This is a genomic window from Pseudoxanthomonas composti, from assembly GCF_004122095.1.
In the GTDB taxonomy this organism is placed as follows: Bacteria; Pseudomonadota; Gammaproteobacteria; order Xanthomonadales; family Xanthomonadaceae; genus Pseudoxanthomonas_A; species Pseudoxanthomonas_A composti.
Window position 1 is genome coordinate 155793 of sequence record NZ_SAWZ01000006.1, and the last position, 16603, is coordinate 172395.

Here is a 16603-nt window from a genome sequence, read left to right on the forward strand (position 1 = left end):
TTAGTGTATTCGGTGAGGGCGTCGCCAATGCCGCCTCCCGTCCCCCAACGCTTTCCATGACGTCGATCGATTCACCTCTCGCATTGCTCGAACTGGCCCGACAGGGCGGCCTGCCGGCCGACCTGCACGCGGCCATGGGCGAGCGCATGGCCCAGGGCGATGTGCTGAGCGGTGCGCCGGACCCGCTGCGCGTGGTGGCCGGCACGCTGGACACCTTGCGCGGCCTGTCGGCCGATGGCGAGGTGGCCGCCGCGGCGCTGCTGTTCGCCTTGCCGGCGCTGCAGTCGGTGATGGACAAGCCGCGCATGGCGGCGCATCCGCAGGTGGCGGCGCTGCTGGATGGGCAGAACGCCGCCGCCCAGGTGTGGGCGCTGCACGCCGAGCAGGGCAACGCGCGCAACACTGAAGGCCTGCGCAGGCTGCTGCTGGCCATCGTGCAGGACCTGCGGGTGGTGCCGATCTTGCTGGCGCGGCAGCTGGCCAGGCTGCGCGCGGCCGAGCTGTATCCGCCGGAGCAGCGCGTGGCCCTGGCCAGGCTCACCCGCGACATCCACGGGCCGCTGGCCAACCGGCTGGGCATCTGGCAGCTCAAGTGGGAGCTGGAGGATCTGTCCTTCCGCTACCTGGAGCCGGAGACCTATCGCGCCATCGCCAAGCAGCTGGACGACAAGCGCACCGGTCGCGAGCAGTACATCGAGGCGGTCAAGGCCCAGCTGCGCGATGCGCTGGCCGGCCACGGCATCGCCGCGGAGATCAGCGGGCGGCCCAAGCACATCTACAGCATCTGGCGAAAGATGCAGCGCAAGCAGGTGCCGATCCAGGAGCTCTACGACCTGCGCGCGGTGCGGGTGGCAGTCAAGGATGTCGCCGCCTGCTATGCCGCGCTGGGCGTGGTCCACGCGCTGTGGCCGCCGATCCCCAGCGAGTTCGACGACTACATCGCCCGGCCCAAGGCCAACGACTATCGATCGCTGCACACGGCGGTGATCGGCCCGGAAGGTCGCACGCTGGAAGTGCAGATCCGCACCCACGAGATGCATGCCCAGGCCGAGCTCGGCGTGGCCGCGCACTGGCGCTACAAGGAAGGCGGCGGTGATGCGGCCTTCGACCGCAAGATCGCCTGGATGCGCCAGCTGCTGGAGCACACCGCCGAAGGCGAGAGCCTGTCCGGCGGGCTCAGTTCGGAACTGGCCGAGGAACGCATCTACACGCTGACGCCCAAGGGCGAGGTCATCGACCTGCCGCGCGGCGGCACGGTGCTGGATTTCGCCTACCACGTGCACACCATGGTCGGGCACCGCACGCGCGGGGCCAAGGTCAATGGCCGCATCGTGCCGCTGGGGTACCAACTGCGCAGCGGCGACCGGGTGGAGATCCTGACCGGCAAGGAGGCCGAGCCGCGGCGCGACTGGCTGCTGCCGGCCAACGGCTTCCTGGCCAGCGGGCGCTCGCGCGACAAGGTGCGCGGTTGGTTCCACAAGCTGGACCGCGCCCGCAACGTGCAGGCCGGCAAGGAGCTGCTGGACCGGGAACTGCGCCGGCTGGGCCTGCTCAACGCCGACATGGCCGGGGTGCTGAAGAAATTCCGCGCCGAGTCGCTGGAGGAGCTGTACATCCAGATCGCGCTGGGCGACACCGGGCCGAACCAGGTCTCGCGTGCACTGGCCGAGGAACAGCGCGCCGCGGCCGCGCCGGAGCCATCGGCCAATGCAGTGGCCGCCCCGCGCCCGCCGCGACACGGCGCCGCGCCCGCGCAAGCCTCGCGCTTTACCGTGCAGGGGGTGGGCAACCTGCTGGTGCAGATGGCCAGGTGCTGCCAGCCGGTGGCGGGCGAACCGATCTCCGGCTACCTGACCCAGACCCGCGGGGTGAGCGTGCACCGCAGCGATTGCGCCGCCTTCCGACGCCTGGCCGCACAGCATCCGCCGCGGGTGCTGCCGGTGGAGTGGGGCGTGGCCGGTGGCGGCTACGAGGTCGATGCCCATATCGACGCGGTGGACCGCAAGTGGTTGCTCAAGGACATCACCAACCTCATCGCGCAGGAGGATGCGCACGTGCTGTCGATCCAGAGCGACACCGCGCAGCGGCTGGGCCGGGTGCGCCTGCGCCTGCGACTGAAGGTGTCCGACTACGGCCAGCTCTCCAACCTGCTGGGCAAGCTCGACGCTCTGCCGGGGGTGGAGCATGCGCGCCGTTCAGGCTGAGCCTCTAAGCTGCCCCCCGTGAGCACACGCCGCCCGCCGGACCCCATGCAACGCATCGAGCCGCATCTCGGCGGCGAGCCCGACCCGGTGCGTGCGCCGATGGCCGCGCCCCCGCGCCCACCCCGGCCGCCGCGCAACCGCAATGGTTGGCCGGTCTTCCTGGGACTGCTGGCGGTGATCGCGGTCGTGGCCGGCGGGGCGGCACTGCTCGGACACGGCTGGCCCGGCACGCGCCTGCAGTCCCTGCTGGCGCAGGGCGATGCGGCGCTGGCCCAGGGCATGCTCGATGCCCCCGACGGCAGTGGCGCCCGACAGAAGTTCGAGGCGGCCCTGGCCCTGGACAGCGACCGCAGCGAGGCGCGTGACGGGCTGATGCGTACCGGCCTGGCGGCGCTGCAGCAGGCCCGCCAGGCCATGGCCGGCAACGACGTGGTGCTGGCGCGCCAGCGCCTGGAGCTGGCCGTGGCGCTGCAGGTGCCCAAGGCTGAGTCCGACGCGGTGGACCGGGAGCTGCGGCAGAAGGAAGCCCGCGGCACGGGCATCGAGGCGATCCTGGCCAAGGCCCGGCAAACCCGCGAGGCCGGCCGGCGCAGCGGCAACGAGGAGGCCGCGCTGACCCTGTATCAGCGGGTGCTGTCGCTGCAGCCGGACAACACCGAGGCGCTGGAGGCCCGCGAGGATCTGCTGGCGGGCGTCCTGGCACGGGTGCGCGCCAAGCTGCAGGCCGGCGACCTGGACCTGGCGACCACGGCGTTGGCGCGCGTGCGTCGCTTCGACCCTGGCCACGCCGACCTGCCGCAGGCTCAGGCCGAGTGGGAGCGTGCGGTGGATGCCTTGCGTGCACGCGCGGACACCTTGCTGACCGCCGGGGATCTGAACAATGCCGCCACCACCTACCAGCAGGTGCTGCGCTACCGGCCGGACGAGGCGCTCACGCGCTCGGCGCTGCAACGGGTGGCAGAAGCCCATGCCCTGCGCGCGCGCCGCGCCGCCGGCGACTTCCAGTTCGCCGATGCCGAGCAGGAACTGGCGCAGGCCAAGGCCATCGCCCCGGACTCGGCGGCCGTGCGCCAGGTCGAGGCGTCGCTGAGCCAGTCGCGCGATTCGATGGCGCGTTTGGGTCGGACCGGCGGCACGCCGCTGGGCCAGCAGCAGCGCGTGATCGACCATCTGGCGCAGATGCAGCAGGCCGCCGGCAAGGGCCAGTGGATCGAACCCCCGGGCGACAGCGCCTACGACCACCTGCGCGCCGCGCAGGCGATCGCGCCGGACGACCCGCGCGTGCGTCAGGCGGCCGCAAGCCTGGTCCCGGAAGTGCAGCGCTGCTTCGAAAACGAGCTCAGCGCCAATCGCATCGGCCGCGCCCGCGGCTGCCTGGACGCCTGGCAGGCCTTGGCGCGCGGCGATCAGCGGGTGCGCGATGGCCGCCGCCGCCTGGCCGCGCGCTGGATCGCGGTGGGCACCGAGCGCCTGGGCGCGGGCGATGTGCCCTTCGCCCTGCGCGCGGTCGGCGAGGCGCGCGGACTGGACCCGGCTGCCGCCGGTCTGGCCGACTTCGACGCGCGCGTACGCAGCGCACAGGTGGCGCCGTAGCGGGCGGCGGACGCGCAGGGCACGCCGCTATCATGGCCCGTCCTCGCTTGGCGCCTCTTTCGCATGTCGCTCGTCCTGACCGGAGCCACCAGCCAGATCGGCTTTTTCCTGCGACCACGGCTGGCGCAGCGCGGTATCGCGGTGGCCGCGATCAGTCGCCGGCCTGCGGCCGATGCATTGCCCAATGAGCGCTGGCTGCAGGCCGATCTGGCCGAAGGTCTGCCGCTGGCGCCGCTGTCAGAGTGCCGCACCCTGGTGAGCTTCGGGCCATTGGACGGGCTGGGCCGCTGGCTGCGCACGCAGTCGCAGCTGCCGTTCGCGCGCCTGATCGCCACCGGTTCGATGAGCGTGGAGAGCAAGGCCGATTCTCAGGATGCGGCCGAACGCGCGCTGGTGGCGCGGCTGCAGACTGCCGAGGCCGACATCCGCCAGGCCTGCGAGCGCCTGGGCATCGCCTGGACCCTGCTGCGGCCGACGCTGATTTACGGTGCCGGCCTGGACAAGAGCCTGACGCCGATCGCGCGGCGCGCGATGCGCACCCGCCTGTTTCCGATCCCCATGGCCCAGGGCCTGCGCCAGCCGGTGCATGCCGATGACATCGCCCAGGCCGTGGTCGCCGCCCTGGACGGGCGTGCCGACAACCTGGTGGTGCCGATCGGTGGCGGCGAACGCCTGCCGTACCAGCAGATGTTCGAGCGCGTGCGTGCCAGCCTGCCGGTGGCCACGCTGCCGGTGTTCGTGCCGCAGCTGGTGATGCAGGCGCTGACCCGGCTCAAGCCGGCCCTGCGCGGGCCGGTGTCGCGCCTGGACGCCGATCTCATCGCCGACAACACACGGCTGATCGAGCGGCTCGGCGTGCAGCCGCGCCGGTTTGCGCCGGTGTTCGCGTGACGCGCCGCCGGCGCGCCTGACTCAACCGCGCTGCAGCAAGGCCTGGCGCACCACCGCGCGCGCGGCGTCCAGCGAGAAATGCTGGCGTACGTTGTCCAGCCCGTGATGTGCAAGGCGCTGCCAGGTATCGGGATCGGCGTGCAGCCGCAGGACCGCATCGGCGAAGGACTGCGCATCGTCGGCGATGAGCACGTCGGTCTCGTGTTGCAGATGCATGCCTTCCACAGCCGTGGTCGTGGCCACCACCGGCAGGCCGTGGGCCATGGCCTGGTTGACCTTGCCCTTGACGCCCGCACCGAACCGCAGCGGGGCGATGGACACGCGCGCACGTCCCAGCAGCGGCTCCAGGTCGGGGACGTGGCCGTGGATGCGCACCCCCGCCCGTTGCCCGGCGCGCTTGAGCTCCTCGGGCGGATCCATGCCGACCACGTCCAGGGTGATGCCCGGTTCGCGCGCGTGAACCAGCGGCAGGACCGCGTCGATGAACCAGGCCATCGCATCGACATTGGGCGGGTGGTGGAAACCGCCGACGAACAGCAGGCCGTGGCGATCGGAGAACGGCACCTGCTGCTGGGTGATCCGGTGCAGGTTGGACAGCACCTGGACCGGCACGCCGGGCGCCTGGCGCGAGAGCTCCTCCTGTTCCATCGGGCTTACCACCAGGGTCAGGTCGGCCGCGTGCATGGCTGCAAGTTCGACCTTGCGCGTGGCCAGCGCCTGGCGTTCCAGGGCTGGGTCCTGGCGCATCCGCGCGCCCCGCAGTTCGCGCAGGTAGTGCAGGTCCACCGTATCGAAGACGAGCTTGGCCTGCGGGGCATGGCGCCTGGCCAGCGGCAGCAGCGCGTTGGCAGTGGCATGGCGGCACAGCACGATGCTGTCAAAGCGCGTGCCCTGCCGCTTGAGCAAGTCGGAAAATCCTGCGACCCAGGGCGCATGCCATACCTCCACACCTGAGGCCTGCAAGGCCTCGGTGTAGCCTGCGACATAGGCCAGGTCCAGTGGTGCGAAGCACACGTGCGCGCCTTCTTCCTGCAGCACCCGCATCAGGTTGACCAGCCTTAGCGATCCGGAATCCCGATCCGGGCAGGGCGTTTGCGTGTCGACGATCAACACCTGCTTGCGGTCGCGGTGCAGCGTCCGCGGCGAGGGCTCCACGCTGTTGGGGAGCTGATGGCTCAGCGCCTGGCGCCATTTCTCGGCGAAGATGCCCGCATTGCGGACCTGGTAGGCCTTCACTCCCGCGCCGGTGTCGGTGCCGGAGGTGACGCCTTCGCGATGGACCACGCGCGAGGCCGGCTGGTAGCGGACCTTGAGCCCGGCCTGGCGCACGGCAAAGGCCAGGTCGGTGTCCTCGTAGTACGCCGGCGCATAGCGCGTATCGAATCGGCCAAGCGTCTCGAACAGCTGCCGGCCAATGGCGATCGCCGCGCCCGAGCAGTAGTCCGCCTCGCGCATGTAGCTGAAGCGCGGGTCCTCCGGCGATGCGAACTTGCCGTAGTTCCATGCGCTTGCATCGGAGAACACCACGCCCCCGGCCTCCTGCAGGCGGCCGTCCGGATAGATCAGCTGCGCGCCGACCAGCCCGGTATCGGGGAAGGCGGTGAACGTGTCGAGCAGGGCGTCCAGCCAGCCCGGCTGCGGGATCGTGTCGTTGTTGAGGAAGACCAGGAACTGCCCGGTGGCCAGGGATGCGCCATCGTTGCAGGCCGCGATGAACCCGCCGTTCTGCGCGCGCAGGTGGTAGCGCAGGCCGTCGATGCGCGGCATGTACTGCGCGGTCTGATCCTTGGAGCCATCGTCGACCACGATGATCTCGATCGGCGCCTTTGGAGGATGGGCGGCCAGCGCGCGCAGGCAGTCCACCGTCATGTCCACCTGGCCGTAGACCGGGATGATCACGCTGGCTACCGGATGCGCCGAGCGGGGCACGGCGAACGGCGCGAAGGCCACAGGCGCCAGTGCGAACAGCTGGCGCTGGGGCGGGCGGCGGCTGAGCCGTTGGCGCAGGCGCAGGTGGATCCGGCGCAGGGTCGGGGCCAGGCCGCGGGTGCGCAGGCTGGTGCGGGCGCTCCGCCATGCAGATTGCAGGCCGCGCAACCGCACCCGGAACTCCTCGATCCACGTCCACATCTGCATGCGCTAAATCCCAACTCCAGCTGATCGGTGCGACGCCGGGACGGGTTTGCCGGACCGGTGTGCGCTAACCTTTTGTTTATCCATCCATTGTCTCATTCCCCGTGCCCCGAAAAGACTACGACGACGACACGTTCGACGAAGACGACGATGACAACGACGCGCAAAGCGCCTCGCGCAGCTGGCGTTCGCGACTGATCACGGCAGCGCTGGCCCTGGTGGGTTTGGGGCTGGGGTTCATGATTCCCTACGTGGCCTACCTCAACCATGAGGTGGGCGAGCGCTTCGGGGCGTTGCGCTGGCAGCTGCCGACCCGGGTCTATGCCCGTCCCCTGGACCTGGCGCCGGACGTGGCGATGGACGCGGCCACGCTCAAGACCGAGCTGGATGCGGCGTCCTACCGCGAGGACGAGCACGCCACCCTGCCGGGCACGTATCACCGCGAAGGCAGTCGCTATCTCATCTCCAGCCGTGGCTTCACCGACGTAGGTGGGGTCATCGCGCCCTCGCGCATCCAGGTCAGCCTGTCCGGCGGGCGTGTGGTGGCGGTGCGCGACCTGGTCCGTAACCGGCCGCTCAAGCAGGCGCGCCTGGACCCGGCGCGGATCGCCACGCTCTACGGCCAGAAGCAGGAAGAACGCCGGCTGGTGCGCCTGGAAGACGTGCCCGAGCTGCTGGTGACCGGCCTGCAGTCGGTGGAAGACCAGGATTTCGGCAGCCACATCGGCATCGATCCGGCCGGCATGGCGCGCGCCCTGTGGGAGTTCGTCAGCAGCGGCGGCAAGGTCAAGCAGGGCGCCAGCACGCTGACCCAGCAGCTGGCGCGCAGCGGGCTGCTGGGCATCGGCAAGGAACAGACCCCGGCCCGCAAGTTCAACGAGATCCTCTACGCGTTGATCCTGGAGGCGCGCTACGACAAGCGCACCATCCTGGAGGCGTATTTCAACCAGGTGTTCTGGGGCCAGCGCGGCAACCAGGCTATTCACGGCATCGCCGCGGCCTCCGAGTTCTGGTTCGGGCGCGATCTCAACAGCCTGACCACCGAGCAGATCGCCTTGCTGATCGGCATCGTCAAGGGGCCTTCGTACTACGACCCGCGGCGCTGGCCCGAGCGCGCGCTGGACCGACGCAACCTGGCGCTGCGGCGCATGCACGAGGCCGGGCTGATCGATGCGGCCGAGTTCAAGCGCGCCCTGGCCGCCCCGCTGGGGGTGCCGCGCGAGCCCGGGCTGGTGGCCGCTAACCGCTTCCCGGCCTATGTGGACCTGGTCCGCCGCCAGCTGGCGCGCGACTACCCGGAAAGCGCGCTGCAGGGCGCAGGCCTGAGCGTGATGACCGGCATGTCGCCCTCGGCGCAGGCCTATGCCGAAGGCGCGGTCACGCGCACGATCAAGGCGCTGGAGAACAAGCGGCGCCCGCCGCTGCAGGCCGGGCTGGTGCTGACCGACGTGCACAACGGCGACGTGCTGGCGGTGGTCGGCGACCGCAACGTCTCGGCGCAGGGCTTCAACCGCGCGGTGGAAGCGGCGCGTCCGGTCGGCTCGTTGCTCAAGCCCTTCGTCTACCTGTTGGCGTTGGCCCAGCCTGACAAGAATTCGCTGGCCACCTGGGTCGACGATTCGCCGGTGACCGTGCAGCTTGGCCGTGGCAAGCGCTGGAGCCCGGGCAACTCGGACAACCGCAGCCACGGCACCGTGCGACTGATCGATGCGCTGGCCCATTCCTACAACCAGGCCACCGTGCGCGTGGGCATGCAGGTCGATCCCAAGCGCATCGCCCAGTTGATCAAGGTGCTGGCCGGCATCCAGGCCGATCCCAACCCGGCGCTGATCCTGGGTTCGACCGACCAGAGCCCGTACGCGATGGCCCAGCTGTACCAGTTCCTTGCCTCTGGCGGCGAGATCCAGCCGCTGCATGCCGTGCGCGGCGTGATCGATCCGCAGGGTAAGGTGCTCAAGCGTTACGACACCGCGCCGGCCGATGCGCAGGAGGGCGATTCGGTGGCCGCGCATCTGGTCAGCGTGGCCATGCAGCGCGTGGTCACCGAGGGCACCGCACGCTCGCTGCTCAGCAGCGGGCTGGGCCGGCTGTCGCCGGCGGGCAAGACCGGCACCAGCAACGATGGTCGCGACAGCTGGTTCGCCGGTTTCACCGGCGATCACCTGGCCGTGGTGTGGATGGGCAACGACCAGAACGAGCAGACCGGCCTGTACGGCGCCACCGGCGCGATGCGGGTGTGGTCGGGCATCTTCACGCGACTTCCCAGCGCGCCGTTGAAAGTGTCGGACAAGGGCATGGACTGGCAGTGGGTGGTGGGCGACAACGCCACCGACGCCACCTGCGCCGGCGCCCGGCAGTTTCCGTTCGTGGCCGGCTACGCCCCGGCCTACAGCGCCTGCGTCGCCGAACCGCCGGCGCAAGAGGACAGTGGTGGTGGCTGGCGCAGCTGGTTCGGCCTGCCGCCGAAGAAGGACGACACCGAGCAGAGTGCTGCCGGATCCGCACAGGAGACACCGTAATGCGTCATACCCGCCTGACCCTGACCGCGCTGGCGTTCACCCTGGCGTTGTCGGCCTGCGTCACCGCGCCGCCGCAGCCGCCTGCGCCGGCCAAGCCGCAGGTCAGCCCGCAGGCGCGCCTGGAGGCGGTGAAAGCGGCCGGGCAGGGCAGCGATGAGCGCGAGCTCAACGTGCAGCCGCTGCGTGACCCTCAGGTCGAAGACCTGCGCGAGACGGCAGCGAACGCGCTGGCCAAGAACGACGCCAAGGCCGCCGCGCAGGTGCTGGACCAGGCCCTGGAGATCACGCCGGAAGACCCGGCCGTGCTGCAGGAACGCGCCGAGGTCGCGCTGCTGCTGGCCGATGACGCCCAGGCCGAGGCCTTCGCGCACAAGGCGATCCAGCTCGGCTCCAAGACCGGCCCGCTGTGCCGCCGCCACTGGGCCACCATCTGGCAGGCCCGCCTGGCCCGTGGCGACGAGGCCAACGCCGCCTCGGCGCAGACGCAGATCCAAAGCTGCACGGTGGCGGGGTTGAATCGGTACTAAGGGGCAGGAACGAGGAACGAGTGATGAGGAACGAGTGAAAGCGATGAACCCCGCTTTCACTCTTTCCTCGTTCCTCCAAACTCTTTCCTCGCTCTTAAAGTGGCACGTATCCCACTTCGTCTATGCCAGCCGACGAGCCCTTAGCGGGAGCTGGGCGCTGGCCGACGGGTCAACGCCTCCTCAGATCCAAAGCGACACGATGGCGGGTTTGAATCGCTGTTGGGGATGAGGAACAAGGAACGAGTGGAAAGCAGTGAACCCCACTTTCACTCGTTCCTCGTTCCTCCAAACTCTTTCCTCGCTCTTAAAGTGGCACGTATCCCACTTCGTCTATGCCAGCCGACGAGCCCTTAGCGGGAGCTGGGCGCTGGCCGACGGGTCAACGCCTCCTCAGATCCAAAGCGACACGATGGCGGGTTTGAATCGCTGTTGGGGATGAGGAACAAGGAACGAGTGGAAAGCAGTGAACTCCGCTTTTACTCGTTCCTCGTTCCTCTTAACTCGTTCCTCGCTCTTACAATGCCCCCATGTCCCGCCTCGCCTACGCCAGCCGACAAGCCCTGAGCGAGGGTGGGGCGCTGGCCGACCAGCTCGATGCCTTTGTCCCGCGCGCGGCGCAGCAGCACCTGGCCGAGGCGGTCGCAGATTGCCTGGAGTCGCGCGAAGTGCTGCTGGCCGAGGCAGGCACCGGCACCGGCAAGACCTTCGCCTATCTGGTGCCGGCGCTGCTGTCGGGCCTGAAGACCATCATCTCCACCGGCACCCGCGCGCTGCAGGACCAGCTGTATCACCGCGACCTGCCGCGCGTGCGCAAGGCCCTGGGCGTGGGACATTCCTCGGCCCTGCTCAAGGGGCGCGCCAACTACCTGTGCCGCTACCGCCTGGAGCAGGCCCGCGGCGAGCCGCAGTTCACCACGCGCGAGCAGGCCGGCCAGTTCCAGCGCATCGTGGCCTGGGGCGGGCGCACGCAGTACGGCGACATGGCCGAGCTGTCCTTCCTGCAGGAGGATTCGCCGCTGCTGCCGCGGGTGACCTCCACCGTGGATAACTGCCTGGGCAACGAGTGCCCGTTCTGGGCCGAATGCTTCGTGGTGCAGGCCCGGCAACGGGCGCAGGCGGCCGACGTGGTGGTGGTCAACCACCATCTGCTGCTGGCCGACCTGGCCCTGAAGCAGGAAGGCTTCGGCGAGATCCTGCCCGGGGCGCAAGCCTTCGTGATCGACGAGGCCCACCAGTTGCCCGAGCTGGCCGCCAACTTCTTCGGCGAGGGTTTCGGCATGCGCCCGCTGCAGGAGCTTGCGCGCGATGTGATGGAAGAGGCCCGCCACATCGCCGGCGGCCAGGCGACGCTGCAGGGCCCGGCCAGCGAGCTGGAGCAGGCCCTGCGCGACCTGCGCGCGGCGATGGAGGGCCTGCCCGCGCGCGGCACCCAGGACCGCGCCCTGGCGCAGGCGCCGGTGCGGCATGGCTTTGAGACCCTCATCGCGGCAATGGCCGGCCTGGCCGAGCCGCTGGCGAGCCTGGCCGATGCTTCGGTGGGCATGGACGCCTGCGCCGCGCGCCTGACCGAGTTCAGCGCGCGCCTGCTGCGCTGGCTGGGCGAGGATCAACCACTGCCGGATTTCGACGCCGAGCCGACCCCGGCCCCGCCGGACACCGACGTGGTCTGGTACGAGCTGACCCCGCGCGGCTTCCGCTGCCAGCGCACGCCGATGGATGTATCCGGCCCGCTGCGCGAGCACCGGCAGAAATCGCAGGCGGCCTGGGTGTTCACTTCGGCCACCCTGGCCGTCGGCCAGGGCTTTGACCACATCGCCCAGCGCCTGGGCCTGGACGACCCGCAGATCCTGCTGCAGCCCAGCCCCTTCGACTGGCCACGGCAGGCGCTGTGCTATCTGCCCACCGGCCTGCCGGACCCGAACGCGCGGGGCTTCGGCACCGCCCTGATCGCCGCGATCTACCCGGTGCTGCAGGCCTCACAGGGCCGCGCCTTCCTGCTGTTCGCCTCGCACCGCGCCCTGCGCGAGGCCGCCGAGACCCTGCGCGATGCGCCCTGGCCGCTGTTCGTGCAGGGCGAGGCGCCGCGCGCCACGCTGCTGCAGCGCTTCCGCGAGTCCGGCAACGGCGTGCTGCTGGGCTCGGCCTCGTTCCGCGAGGGCGTGGATGTGGCCGGCGATGCGCTGAGCGTGGTGGTCATCGACAAGCTGCCCTTCGCCGCGCCGGACGACCCGGTGTTCGAGGCGCGCCTGGAGGCGATCCGCCGCAGCGGCGGCAACCCTTTCCGCGACGAACAGCTGCCGCAGGCGGTGATCGCGCTCAAGCAGGGCGTGGGCCGGCTGATCCGCAGCGAGACCGATCGCGGCGTGCTGGTGTTGTGCGACCCGCGCCTGACCGGCAAATCCTACGGCCGGCTGTTCCTGGACTCGCTACCGCCGTTTGCCCGCACCCGCCAGGTGCAGGACGTGCAGCGCTTCTTCGGGGTCGAACCCCAGGCCGATGCCGTCGCACCCGACCCGCTACTGGATGCCTATGAAACTGCTCGCTTTTGAAACCTCCACCGAGGCCTGCTCGGTCGCCGTGTATCTGGATGGGCAGGTGCGCGAGCGCCATGACATCGCCCCGCGTCGGCATGCCGAGCTCGCGCTGCCGTGGGCCGACGCGCTGCTGGCCGAGGCCGGCCTGGCGCGCGCGCAGCTGGATGCCATTGCCGTCGGCCGCGGGCCTGGCGCCTTCACCGGCGTGCGCCTGGCCATCGCGCTGGCCCAGGGCGTGGCCCTGGCGCTGGATCGGCCGCTGATCGGCGTGTCCACGCTGGAGGTGCTGGCCTGTCGCGCCCCGACCGAGGCCACCCAGGTGCTGGCGGCGATCGATGCGCGCATGGGCGAGGTCTACGCGGCCGCTTTCCAGCGCGCGGGCCAGGGCTGGAGCGCGCTGGACGCCGAGCGCGTGTGCGCCCCGGAGGCGGTGGCCCTGCCTGCGCTGGCGGTTGCGGACTGGCACGGAGTCGGCACCGGCTTTGCGGCCCAGGATGGCGCCCTGGCCCGGCATCTGGACTGGCCGCCCGCGCGCCTGGACGCGGCCGCGCTTCCGCATGCGGGCGATCTGGCCCGCCTGGCGGCCGCCGCCTACGCGCAGGGCGCGCGCCCGGCCCCGGAAACCATCGAGCCGGCCTACCTGCGCAACAACGTGGCCCTGACCCTGGTCGAGCAACAGGCCGCGCGCGCGGCCAAGGGCGCTTAGGGCGTGACGCTGCTGCACCACGTCTCCCTGGGGGTTCGCGACCTGACGGTGTCCGGCGCCTTCTACGATGCGGCGCTGGGCGCATTGGGATACCGCCGGGTGTTCAGCGGTGAGGCCTCGATCGGCTACGGTCTGGTCGAGGGGCAGGACTGGCTGCTGTTGAATCTCGAGCCGGACCCGGCACCTTCCGGCCCAGGTTTCCACCTGGCGTTTGCCGCTCCCTCGCGGCCGGCCGTGGATGCGTTCCACGCCGATGCGCTGCGCGTGGGCGGCACCGACAACGGCTCGCCCGGCTGTCGGCCCGACTATGGCCCGGACTACTACGCGGCCTTTCTGGTGGATCCGGACGGCCACCGGATCGAGGCGGTCGTCAACGTGGCGCACGCAGGCTGACCGCACAGCGCGGGAGCCGACGCGGCGCGCTATTCGTCGCGCACTTCACCGCCGGGCAGGAACACCCAGGTGCGGGTGACGTGCAGGATGTCCACCTGCTCGGAGGTCTGGGGCAGCGGCGGGAAAGGTGCGGCCAGGCGCACGATGCGCAGGGCGGTCGAGTCCAGCAGCGGGATGCCGCTGGAGCGGATGATGCGGCTCTGCTCGACGCTGCCATCGCGGCGCACGGCCACGCTGATCACTACCTGCCCGGACAGCCGCTGCCGGCGCGCCTCGTCCGGGTAGTTGAGGTTGCCCACGCGCTCGGCGCGTTCCACCCAGGCGTGCAGGTAGTTGGCGTAGACGTATTCGCGGGTGCTGGCGGAGACGAACTTGCGCTTGGGCCGCTTGGCGTACAGCTCCGAGCGCAGGTGCACCTCGGCGGCCAGGCGGGCCATCTCCGCGTCGTGTTCGATCTTCTCCGCGCTGGGCTCGGGCAGCGGGTCTTCCTGCAGCGGGCGGGGCTGGGCCTGGGCGAGCGCGTCCAGTTGGTCGCGGCTGGTCACCACCCGCTCCTGCGGGGGCGGGGCCTGCGCGGGCGTCTGCGCCTGCAGCGGCAGCGGAGCCATGCCCGGGTCGGCCTTGGGCACGAAGCCGGCCTGCGCTTCGCGCGGACGCCGGGTCTGGTCCTGCTCGCCGCCGCCCTGCTGGTTGGCCGCGGCCAGGAAATCGGCTTGCTTCGGGGTCAGCGGCGTGCGCGTCTGGCTGAGGATCACATCCAGGGTCGGCACCATCGGCGCGGCGCCCTTGAGGGTGAAGCCCACGCCCAGGATCAGCAGGCCGTGCAGCACCAGCGACACCGCCAGCGCGATGCTCAGGCGCTGGTGCTCCCCGGCGCCTGGCGTGCGCAGCGAGGCCGCCGGCGGGCTCATGCCTGGGCGGCGAACTTGCGGTCGATGACGTCGAACAGCAGCCCGGCGATGTTCAGGCCGAACTGCGCGTCCAGCTCCCGCACACAGGTCGGGCTGGTGACGTTGACCTCTGTCAGGAAGTCGCCGATCACATCCAGGCCGACGAACAACATGCCCTTCTCCTTCATCAGCGGGCCGACCTGCTGGGCGATCCAGCGGTCGCGCTCGCTGATCGGGCGGCCTTCGCCACGCCCGCCCGCGGCCAGGTTGCCGCGGAACTCATCGCCCTGGGGAATGCGTGCCAGGCAATAGTCCACCGGCTCGCCGTCCACCAGCAGCACGCGCTTGTCGCCGGCGGTGATGTCCGGGATGAACTTCTGCGCCAGGGTCAGCTTGCGGCCGCCGTCGGTCAGGGTTTCCAGGATCACGTTGAGGTTGGGGTCGCCGGTGGCCGAGCGGAAGATCGAGCGCCCGCCCATGCCGTCCAGCGGCTTGAGCACGGCCTGGCCGTGCTCGGCCACGAAGGCCTTCAGGGCCTTGGCATCGCGACTGACCAGGGTCGGCGGGCAGCACTGCGGGAACAGCAGCGCGGCCAGCTTCTCGTTGTAGTCGCGCAGGCCCTGCGGGTCGTTGACGACCAGGGCGCCGGCCTGCTGCGCCAGCGCCAGCACCTGGGTGTCGTAGATGTACTCGGCGTCCACCGGCGGGTCCTTGCGCATCAGCACCACCTGGCCGGGGCCGAAATCCATCGCCTGCGGCTGGCCCAGGGTGAACCAGCTGTCCCCGTGGCCGGGCTTGACGTCCTGCACCGTCAGGTCGGCGACCTGGGCCATGGCGCGGCCCTCGCGGATGGACAGGCCGCCGGGGGTCACGTAGCGCAGGCGGTGCCCGCGTCGCTGCGCTTCCAGCAGCATGGCGAAGGTGGTGTCCTTGGCGATCTTGATGGAGCCGATCGGGTCCATCACGACGACGACGTCGTACGACATGCGCTGGGGGTCTGTGCGGTGGGAGCGGCGATGGTAGCAGGCGCGCACTGCGACCCAGTTCGCATTAAGGTCCTTCCGCGGCGCCCGTCCGCGCTGGCGGCTTGACACGTCCGGGCGGGCGATGGGATATAGGCAACTTCGCAGCAGCGCCGGGAAGAAGCGCTGCGCGCTAGGGGATGAAGTGACATGACGGACATTGCAAGCCCGGCCGGGGATTTGAACGGTCTTCGGGTGATGGTGATCGACGATTCAAAGACCATCCGGCGCACGGCCGAGACCCTGCTCAAGCGCGAGGGCTGCGAGGTCGTGACCGCGACGGACGGGTTCGAGGCGCTGGCCAAGATCGCCGACCAGCAGCCGCAGATCATCTTCGTGGACATCATGATGCCGCGCCTGGACGGCTATCAGACCTGCGCGTTGATCAAGAACAACCAGGTCTTCAAGCGCACGCCGGTGATCATGCTCTCGTCCAAGGACGGGCTGTTCGACAAGGCGCGCGGTCGCATCGTCGGTTCCGAGCAGTACCTCACCAAGCCGTTCACGCGCGAAGAACTGCTGGACGCCATCCGCACCCACGTCGGCCACTGAGGCGATGCGGGTGTTCGCGCAGACACCAACGCAATATCGGGTGCGCACGCCGCAGCGCGTGCGCCAAGGGGCCCCGTCATGATCCGTACGCCGTTCGACATCCTGGCCGAATACGAGCGCCGCAGCCTGGCGCACGCGGTCGTGCTCCCCATCGCCGAGACCGCCCCGGACCAATGGCGGGGCGTGGGTTACCGCGTCGGCAAGCGCCGGCTGGTGTCTGCCTTCGACGAGGTGGTGGAAATCGTGCCGATGCCGCCGATCACCCCGGTGCCGGGCGCGCAGCCGTGGATGCTGGGCATCGGCAACCTGCGCGGAAATCTGTTTCCCGTCATCGACCTCAAGCAGTTCCTCGAGGGCGAGCGCACGGTGCTGCACGAAGGCCAGCGCGTGCTGGTGATGCGTCAGGCCGGCGGCGACGTGGCCCTGACCATCGATGAGCTCTACGGCCAGCGCAGCTTCGGCACCGCGCAGGAAGTGGAGGCCGGCAGCCTGGCCGAGGGGCGCTACAGCCACTTCGTGGGGCGCGCCTTCAAGGCCGAGGACGAGGCCTGGGGCGTGTTCGCGCTGTCGCTGCTGGCGCGCACGCCGGAATTCCGCCAGGCCGCCCACTAAGGGCGACCGGCGTCGTTTTATCCGCCC

13 protein-coding genes are annotated in these 16603 nt (G+C 70.4%); 10 read left to right on the forward strand and 3 right to left on the reverse strand.

Features of this window, described 5'->3' with window-relative positions; genetic code table 11:
* Positions 1–56 precede the first annotated feature (56 nt).
* The 3 genes from EPA99_RS12680 to EPA99_RS12690 all read left to right on the forward strand — a co-directional run bounded on the left by EPA99_RS12680 (position 57) and on the right by EPA99_RS12690 (position 4688).
* Positions 57–2204 (forward strand): RelA/SpoT family protein, encoded by a 2148-nt coding sequence (locus tag EPA99_RS12680; RefSeq protein WP_129471598.1) that lies wholly within the window; start codon positions 57–59, stop codon positions 2202–2204.
* 18 nt (positions 2205–2222) lie between these two features.
* Complete coding sequence (locus EPA99_RS12685; RefSeq protein ID WP_129471599.1) at positions 2223–3797, forward strand: tetratricopeptide repeat protein; 1575 nt, start codon at positions 2223–2225, stop codon at positions 3795–3797.
* Positions 3798–3860: 63 nt separating this feature from the next.
* On the forward strand, positions 3861–4688 hold the full coding sequence (locus EPA99_RS12690) for an SDR family oxidoreductase (RefSeq protein WP_129471600.1): 828 nt from the start codon (positions 3861–3863) through the stop codon (positions 4686–4688).
* 21 nt (positions 4689–4709) lie between these two features.
* Here the strand turns inward: EPA99_RS12690 and EPA99_RS12695 are convergent, their stop codons facing one another.
* Positions 4710–6824, reverse strand: coding sequence for a glycosyltransferase (locus EPA99_RS12695; RefSeq protein WP_241688381.1), 2115 nt, complete (start codon positions 6822–6824; stop codon positions 4710–4712).
* 101 nt (positions 6825–6925) lie between these two features.
* Here EPA99_RS12695 and mrcB point away from each other — a divergent pair, with 101 nt between their 5' ends.
* From mrcB to EPA99_RS12720, 5 genes are all read left to right on the forward strand, one after another.
* A complete protein-coding gene (gene mrcB / locus EPA99_RS12700; RefSeq protein ID WP_129471601.1) occupies positions 6926–9340 on the forward strand; it encodes a penicillin-binding protein 1B in 2415 nt (804 codons plus the stop codon).
* Positions 9340–9867, forward strand: a complete 528-nt coding sequence (locus EPA99_RS12705) for a hypothetical protein (protein ID WP_129471602.1) — start codon at positions 9340–9342, stop codon at positions 9865–9867. Before mrcB ends, EPA99_RS12705 begins: the two co-directional genes overlap by 1 nt.
* Positions 9868–10394: 527 nt before the next feature.
* Positions 10395–12416 (forward strand): DNA repair helicase YoaA, encoded by a 2022-nt coding sequence (yoaA, locus tag EPA99_RS12710; protein ID WP_129471603.1) that lies wholly within the window; start codon positions 10395–10397, stop codon positions 12414–12416.
* Positions 12397–13107, forward strand: a complete 711-nt coding sequence (gene tsaB, locus EPA99_RS12715; protein ID WP_129471604.1) for a tRNA (adenosine(37)-N6)-threonylcarbamoyltransferase complex dimerization subunit type 1 TsaB — start codon at positions 12397–12399, stop codon at positions 13105–13107. Before yoaA ends, tsaB begins: the two co-directional genes overlap by 20 nt.
* A gap of 9 nt (positions 13108–13116) precedes the next feature.
* The gene (locus EPA99_RS12720) at positions 13117–13500 is read left to right on the forward strand and encodes a VOC family protein (RefSeq protein WP_129471707.1); all 384 of its coding nucleotides are present in this window, start codon (positions 13117–13119) and stop codon (positions 13498–13500) included.
* 29 nt (positions 13501–13529) lie between these two features.
* Here EPA99_RS12720 and EPA99_RS12725 read toward each other — a convergent pair whose 3' ends face one another.
* Complete coding sequence (locus EPA99_RS12725) at positions 13530–14411, reverse strand: energy transducer TonB (RefSeq protein WP_129471605.1); 882 nt, start codon at positions 14409–14411, stop codon at positions 13530–13532.
* Positions 14408–15376, reverse strand: coding sequence for a glutathione synthase (gene gshB / locus EPA99_RS12730; protein WP_129471606.1), 969 nt, complete (start codon positions 15374–15376; stop codon positions 14408–14410). Before gshB ends, EPA99_RS12725 begins: the two co-directional genes overlap by 4 nt.
* Before the next feature lie 186 nt (positions 15377–15562).
* On the opposite strand from gshB, the gene EPA99_RS12735 reads away from it, so the two are divergent.
* Together EPA99_RS12735 and EPA99_RS12740 are read left to right on the forward strand one after the other, a co-directional pair.
* The gene (locus EPA99_RS12735; RefSeq protein ID WP_129471607.1) at positions 15563–15964 is read left to right on the forward strand and encodes a response regulator; all 402 of its coding nucleotides are present in this window, start codon (positions 15563–15565) and stop codon (positions 15962–15964) included.
* An 81-nt stretch (positions 15965–16045) separates the two neighbouring features.
* Complete coding sequence (locus EPA99_RS12740; protein ID WP_164978651.1) at positions 16046–16576, forward strand: chemotaxis protein CheW; 531 nt, start codon at positions 16046–16048, stop codon at positions 16574–16576.
* Positions 16577–16603: the final 27 nt, after the last annotated feature.